Below are 6,895 nucleotides of genomic sequence, written 5' to 3'. Positions count from 1 at the left end.
GAGGCCAACGGGGGGAATGTGGTGGGCAGCGGCGGCGACACCGCGCGGCGGGCTCACGGCCCGGCCAAAAAACTCTTGATTTTCAAAGGGAAAATGGCGCGCCCGAAGAGATTCGAACTCCTGACCCTCAGATTCGTAGTATGTTCGACAAAAGAATTGTTTCGCCCCGCAGCCCCGGGGAAAGTTAGAGGGAAGCTGATGACGTAGTTGTTCTAACGGATGGAGGAGATTGCTCTTGGGCCGGGTGGCTTGAGCTGTGTGTATGGTTGCTTGGTGAGCATGGACGGGCAAGCTTGCGGCAGACAGGGCAATAATGAGCCGGACCACGCGCACCGGTCACACTACTGTGCGGGTGCGGGGCATAGGCTGGGCGATCAAGCTTGCGAGCAAGGTAAGTGCGTCTTCCAGTGCATCATGGTCGGGGGCGATACCGAGCGAAATCCGCACGGCTTCAATGTGTGAGGTACCTGTGGCGAAGGCGTTGCCTGGCACGATCGAGACGCCGGCGCGGTCGGCATGTTCAGCAAAATCCACCGCCCGCCAGGATGCTGGGAGAGGCAGCCAGAGATGATGTCCATGTGGGTCTGCGATGAATCGCGTATCGCCCAGCACGGTGGCGGCCAACGCCTGGCGCGCCACGTTCTCGATGCGTATGGCCTGGGTAATCTCGCCCAGCGTGCCGTCATGGATCCAGCGGCTGGCGAGTGCCACCATCAAAGGCGGAGCCATGAGGATGGTGGTGCGCAGAATTTCTGCCAGTTGAGCGGCGCGGCCTGCGCTGGGGGCTGCTACATAAGCCACCCGTAGTGCCGGAGTCGCGCATTTTGAGAGCGTGGCGATATGCCAGGTGATGTCGGCGGCAAGCTCCGCGAGTGATGGTAGATGTGCCGGGCGCAGCGGGGCGTATGGGTCATCCTCAATGATGGCAACGCCGTACTTGTGCGCGAGCGCCGCAAGTATCCGGCGGCGATCTTCCGGCAAAGTCGCGGTGGTTGGGTTGTCGATGCAAGGAATCAGATAGAGCGCTTTGGGGGTGATCTCCCGGCAAGCCCGCTCGAAGGCATCTGGGATGATGCCGTGCTCGTCCATGGCCAGAGGGTAAAGCGTGAGGCCCTGTTGCACGGCGACTGCCTTGAGGCCGGGATATGTCATCATCCCGGCCGCCAGCACGTCACCACGCTTCATCAGCAGATAACAAAGGGCGAAGAGCGCGCTTTGTGCCCCGCTCGTGACAACAATTCGCTCGGCTGTGATGTTGCCCAACCGTGGTGTTAGCCAGAGGGCGGCGGCGGCGCGGTCAGCGTCCGCTCCGGCGCTCTCCTGGTAATGCAGGCTGAGCAGGCCGCGTTTGCCGCCGAGAACGTCACTGATCCCCTGGGGCAGCAGCTTGCGGAAATTTATGGCCGCGGGCTGGGGGGGGATGTTCATGCTGAGATCGATCAACGGCCGGTTCATCTGGCTTGCCTCGGCATCATCCGGCGTCTCAGCGATGAAGGTACCGCGTCCAGCATGGGCCTCCACAAGCCCGCGCCGGCGGGCTTCGTTGAAGGCGCGAGTGACTGTGGTTAAGTCAACATTAAGCGCCTCTGCAATGGCGCGTTGGGGCGGCAGGCGCTCCCCACGTGCCACCTGCCCGGAGTGTATGTCGGCTTCCAGCGCCTCGACAATGCCGAGATATTTCATGCGCGCACCTTCAACCAGCCGTGGTTGCCACATGAAGGGTCTTCTGGGTGTATGTGTCATTGCCCTACATTTTTAGCGCATTAATACCGAGGGGGAAAGAAAAGAGGAGGATGACGCCTCATGCGTTGCCACAGGCCAGCTCCCTGCGAATGCCCCCTGCTGTTCGCCATGCCTCATTCAGCGCTTCCACAAGCGTGTGCATTTGTGCATCCGTATGGAAAGGGGTTGGGGTGATCCGCAGCCGCTCCTGGCCATGTGGCACGGTGGGGTAGTTGATCGGCTGCACGTAAATCCCATACTGGTCCAGAAGAATTTGGCTGATTTGTCGACATAGATGTGCGTCTCCCACTATAATGGGCAGGATATGGCTGGGGGTATCCTGAACCGGTAACTTGGCTGCCCGGAGCAGGGCTTTCAGCCGCGCGGCCCGCTCGGCCAGACGCGCTCGCAGTGTGGGGCTTTGGCGGACATGTTGCACCGCTGCCAGCGCCCCGGCAGCTAGATGCGGGCTGAGCGAAGTAGTGAAAATGAAGCTCTCGGCTAGGCTGCGGATGGTGTCGACGACCATCCCAGGCCCGGCGACATAGCCACCCATGACGCCGAATGCCTTGGCGAGTGTGCCCTCAATAAGTGTGATCCGGTGGCTCACCCCTTCGCGCTCTGCGATCCCTCCGCCTTGTGGGCCATACATCCCTACCGCATGTACTTCATCCAGATAGGTCAACGCTCCGTAACGCTCTGCCACCTCGCAGATATCTCCAATCGGGGCGATATCGCCATCCATACTGTAGAGACTTTCAAAGGCGACGATTTTTGGGCGGGTCGGATTGATGCCGCGCAACAGCTCTTCCAAGTGCGCCGGGTTATTGTGGCGGAAGATGAAGCGCTCTGCGCCAGAACGGCGTATGCCCTCAATCATCGAATTATGGTTGAGCGCGTCAGAAAAGATGGCGCAGTCTGGCAGTGCCCGCCCCAGCGTACCCAGGGCGGCAAGATTGGAAATCCAGCCCGAGGTGAAAAGTAGAGATGCCTCCTTGCCGTGCAGGCTGGCAAGCTCCGCCTCCAGATCCACATGGGCGCTATTGGTGCCTGAGATATTACGTGTGCCCCCGGCCCCCGCCCCAGAATTGGTCAGGGTGGCTTGCATGGCGGCAAGCACCTCTTCCTGCTGGCCCATGCCGAGATAATCATTGCTGCACCACACGGTAACCCGCCGGGTGGTGCCATCGGGCTGGTGCCACAATGCGGAGGGGAATTCCCCGGTCAGACGTTCCAAAGTGATGAAGGTCCGGTACTGGCCGCCTTGCTTCATGCCGGCAATCAGGCCTTCGAGATGCGCGGTGATGTCCATGTCTGATCCTTAAGAACTCTGCGGCCGGCTGTGGATAGAGCCATACGCTTTATAATGTATGTACATATATTATAATTGTCTTGTGTAAATTATTATATTGTATGCATTGTATACTCGGGTGCTTCTCCGCCAATGCAAGGGTGCGGTTTGAAGCTCGTCGAGTTGAAAATATCAGCCTTCCGAGTATCTCTCGCTGATCCTAAAAATGGTCAGGCTATTCAATGCGTTTGGCGGATGTTGTGGCGGAAGTGGCAAGCTTTCCTCCAAGGCTGAGAGGTTTTCTCCATACAATGTGAAAGAATAGCGGAGATTTAGCCTAAATCTTGTTTATTGTCTTTTGTTGTGTATGGCTATATAGCGTGGTTGTATCTAGGTTGATTACATACATTCTGCGAAGCGTGGCAGCCGGACGGTGAGGCATTGCTCTGGAGATCGCCTGTTGCCTTTGCAGCGACGAGAGGCGGCCAGCTCTCCCCGGTGGGGTGATCGTCATTGTTACGAGCGTATCGGTTCAGGAGCCTAAAATATGGTAGACCCAACAGTCGTCGAGCTTTCAAGGCTGCAATTTGCCTTGACGGCCTTGTATCACTTTCTTTTTGTCCCGCTCACGCTGGGCCTCTCTGTCCTGCTCGCCACCATTGAGACGGTCTATGTCATCACGGGCAAGCAAATATACAAAGAGATGGCGCTGTTCTGGAGCAAGCTATTCGGCATCAACTTCGCCATAGGCGTGGCCACGGGCCTGACTATGGAATTTGAGTTCGGCACTAATTGGTCCATGTATTCGCATTTTGTGGGGGACGTGTTCGGGCTTCCGCTGGCACTTGAAGGGCTGATGGCTTTCTTCATGGAATCCACTTTTCTTGGCTTAATGCTTTTCGGCTGGGGCAGGATCTCAAAGCCCGCGCATCTGGCTGTTACCTATCTCGTAGCGCTAGGCTCGAATATTTCGGCGCTCTGGATTTTGGTTGCTAATGGTTTCATGCAAGATCCTGTTGGCGCCAGTTTCAACCCTGATACGATGCGCATGGAATTCCAGAACGTTGCCGCATTGATCTTCAGCCCCGATGCGCAGGCAAAATTTGTGCATACCTCGGTGGCGGGTTTCGTCACTGGTTCAATGTTCGTCATGGGCATCAGCGCCTTCTACCTTCTCAATAACCGACACCGCGATTTCGCCATCCGCTCGTTCCGCATTGCGGCGCTGTTTGGCCTGATCTCGTCGCTGGCGGTGGTGACGCTGGGTGATGCGCTGGGCCGGGTTGATTACCTCTCCCAGCCCACCAAACTCGCTGCCATGGAGGGGCTCTGGGAGACCAGTAAGCCCCCCGCAGCCGCATGGGATGTGTTTGCCATTCCCGATGATATTCATCAAACCAACCATCTGGAAATCGGCATTCCCTATGTTCTGACACCGCTGATCGCTCATTCATTCGATACGCCGATCCTGGGGATGAAAGATCTTGAGCAGCAGGCCCGTCTGGATACGGTGAAAGGCATCAAGGCTGTTATCGCCCTACAAGATTATGAGCAGACGCAAGATCCTGCCGCGCTGGCGGTGTTTCGCCAGAATGAAAGCGCCATGGGCTACGGCTTCCTGGCGGAGCGTTATGCCCCGGCTCAGGATCTGAATCAGATAACACCTGCCACGCTGCCGGCCGTGCTAGACCAGACTGCCCGCGACACGATCCCAAATGTTTTCGTGGAATTCTGGTCCTTCCGCGCGATGATGGGGCTGGGCTTTGCCTTTGTCACGGTGTTCTCGCTTTGCGCCTATTACAGCCTGCGCAACGAAATTGAGCAGAAACGCTGGTTGCTCAAGCTCGCATCATGGTCGATTCCCTTGCCGGTTCTGGCATGTGAGTATGGTTGGATTGTCGCAGAGAATGGCCGTCAGCCCTGGACCGTCTATGGCTGGCTGCCCACCTTCCAGTCAGCCTCAGACCATTCTGCAGGTTATATGCTATTCTCGCTGGTTGGGTTCGCACTGCTCTACAGTGGTTTCATCGCTGTCGAACTGTGGCTGATGTTCAAATATGCCCGCAAGGGCCCCACACCTCATGACAGTCATGGTCCGGCTATCTCGGCCCTGTTCACAACGCCCAATGCGCAGCCGCCGGTTTTGTAATGAGCCAAGCGGTGCAAGGAGATTGATATGGAACTTTACACCATTCTGAAGCTGGTTTGGGTCTTGCTGCTGGGGGCGCTGCTCTCCGGGGTTGGAATCATGATGGGCATGGACATGGGCGTGGGCGCATTGTTGCGCTTCGTTGGCCGCAATGATGCCGAACGCCGCGTAGCGCTCAACATCATTGGCCCGCATTGGGAGGGCAACCAAGTCTGGTTCATCCTTGGCGGAGCGCTGCTCTTTGCAGCTTTTCCCACGCTTTATGCCACTTCTTTCTCGGTTTTCTATGTGGTCATGATCCTTTTGCTTTTCAGCATGATCCTGCGACCCATAGCGTTTGAGTATCGCTCAAAAGTACCGGCTCAAAATTGGCGCGCCAGCTGGGATTGGGTGTTCCTGATCTCTGGTGCCGTGCCGATGATCCTCTTCGGTGCTGCCATGGGCAATGTGCTGGAAGGGGTTGGTTTTCATTTTGATTGGAACGGACAGTATCATCAGGATGGAAGTTTTCTATGGTATATCCTGAATCCATTTGCATTGCTTTGCGGCTTTGTGTCCTTGGCTCTGGCCGTCTACCAGGGAGGGGCGATGCTGATGCTGCGTGCCGAGGGGGTGATCTATATACGGGCGCGGCGTTTTGCCACGGCGGCTGGCATGATCGCGGCATTGCTCTTCTTCGCTGGTGGTGTCTGGGTGCACGGGATCAACGGCTACAGTCTTGGCGCCGGGGTTAACCCGGCCATGGAGGCAACGCCAGTGCGCGCCGTGCTGGTAACAACGGCTCCCGGTGCCTGGCTGCGGAATTTTGAAGCGCATCATCTGCTCTGGGCCGTGCCGGCAACTGGACTACTAGCCATGCTTCTGGGGGCCGGGCTGTTGCGCGCCAACCGGCCAGTGCTGGGCTGGTGGCTGGGGGCGCTGGCTTGGGTTGCCACCATCGCTACGGCGGGGGGGGCGATGTTCCCCTTCCTCATGCCATCCAGCACCTCTCCCGGTCAGAGCCTTACACTCTGGAATGCAACCAGCAGCTGCTACACGCTTGGATGGATGCTATTCTTCACGAGCATCTTTCTTCCCATCATTGTCGCCTACACGTCTTGGGTTTTTGCGGTGATGCGCGGCAAGGTCCGGGCTGAAGATGTGACAGGTAATGACCATGCCTATTGAGCAACAAAAGTTCATCTCAGTGAAAGCTGTGAATATGAAAAACCTAATCAAATTTCTGGCTCTTGCGCTAGTTCTGGTTCTGGCGCTCGTGCTGGCCGTGCTGTTTGGCGATGCTGGCCCCTGGTACTTTGCCTGGTTGATTGGCACGGTGATGATCGTACTCATCGCGGCCTCGGGGGCTGTGTTGATTGAGGCTCAAGAAAAATCCCGTGATGCTGTAAAGTGATTTTAAAATCCCCCAACAAAAATCTATGGAGTGATTGCGATGTCCGATTTGCTTGAAGGAATCATTGTGCTGGTTCCACTCATCTATTTGCTTTTTTTTATTATAGCTTGGCGCTGGTCGCGGCGTCAGCCGCTCTGATAAGCCATATCTATGTCTTGGCCTGCTGTTGGTTTGGTGGACATGGACCTTAAGCCGAGGCAGCTAGCATTACAGTTGTGATTTTTCTCTTTGGTGCGCGTCTTTTGCGGCGGCTTGATGTGCTCTTCGCCAAAGCGACCATGCGATAACACTGGCTGGGTTTATTTGTTTTTGCGCGAGGCGTTGAGCTATACGTCTGATT

The 6,895-nt window shown here is 56.7% G+C and carries 6 protein-coding genes; 4 read left to right on the top strand and 2 right to left on the bottom strand.

Features of this window, described 5'->3' with window-relative positions; genetic code table 11:
- A partial coding sequence (locus tag P4L78_RS10515; protein ID WP_309328012.1) for a hypothetical protein occupies positions 1-207 on the top strand: 207 nt, incomplete at its 5' end.
- Between the two features lie 129 nt (positions 208-336).
- On the opposite strand, the gene P4L78_RS10510 is transcribed toward P4L78_RS10515, so the two are convergent.
- Positions 337-1,683, bottom strand: coding sequence for a PLP-dependent aminotransferase family protein (locus P4L78_RS10510; RefSeq protein ID WP_309328010.1), 1,347 nt, complete (start codon positions 1,681-1,683; stop codon positions 337-339).
- A gap of 118 nt (positions 1,684-1,801) precedes the next feature.
- A complete protein-coding gene (gene hemA / locus P4L78_RS10505) occupies positions 1,802-3,034 on the bottom strand; it encodes a 5-aminolevulinate synthase (RefSeq protein ID WP_309328008.1) in 1,233 nt (410 codons plus the stop codon).
- A gap of 526 nt (positions 3,035-3,560) precedes the next feature.
- Between hemA and P4L78_RS10500 the strand changes: the two genes are divergently transcribed.
- From P4L78_RS10500 to P4L78_RS10490, 3 genes are read left to right on the top strand one after another with little or no spacing between them, the layout of a single operon-like run.
- Entirely contained in the window at positions 3,561-5,162 is a 1,602-nt protein-coding gene (locus tag P4L78_RS10500; RefSeq protein WP_309328006.1) for a cytochrome ubiquinol oxidase subunit I, read from the top strand.
- Between the two features lie 27 nt (positions 5,163-5,189).
- A complete protein-coding gene (cydB, locus tag P4L78_RS10495; RefSeq protein ID WP_309328004.1) occupies positions 5,190-6,329 on the top strand; it encodes a cytochrome d ubiquinol oxidase subunit II in 1,140 nt (379 codons plus the stop codon).
- The gene (locus P4L78_RS10490) at positions 6,319-6,555 is read left to right on the top strand and encodes a hypothetical protein (RefSeq protein ID WP_309328003.1); all 237 of its coding nucleotides are present in this window, start codon (positions 6,319-6,321) and stop codon (positions 6,553-6,555) included. The genes cydB and P4L78_RS10490 overlap by 11 nt, the downstream gene beginning before the upstream one ends.
- The last annotated feature ends 340 nt before the right edge of the window (positions 6,556-6,895 follow it).

Source organism: Silvimonas sp. (assembly GCF_031291215.1).
GTDB lineage: Bacteria > Pseudomonadota > Gammaproteobacteria > Burkholderiales > Chitinibacteraceae > Silvimonas > Silvimonas soli.
Note: the sequence above shows the minus strand (reverse complement) of the source record. Positions and strands in the feature narration are given on the sequence as shown.

Bases quoted from the DNA above. Each gene is read 5' to 3' on its own strand.
- P4L78_RS10500 (WP_309328006.1), top strand. From the start codon at position 3,561: ATGGTAGACCCAACAGTCGTCGAGCTTTCAAGGCTGCAATTTGCCTTG.
- cydB (WP_309328004.1), top strand. From the start codon at position 5,190: ATGGAACTTTACACCATTCTGAAGCTGGTTTGGGTCTTGCTGCTGGGG.
- hemA (WP_309328008.1), bottom strand. From the start codon at position 3,034: ATGGACATCACCGCGCATCTCGAAGGCCTGATTGCCGGCATGAAGCAA.
- P4L78_RS10510 (WP_309328010.1), bottom strand. From the start codon at position 1,683: ATGAAATATCTCGGCATTGTCGAGGCGCTGGAAGCCGACATACACTCC.
- P4L78_RS10490 (WP_309328003.1), top strand. From the start codon at position 6,319: ATGCCTATTGAGCAACAAAAGTTCATCTCAGTGAAAGCTGTGAATATG.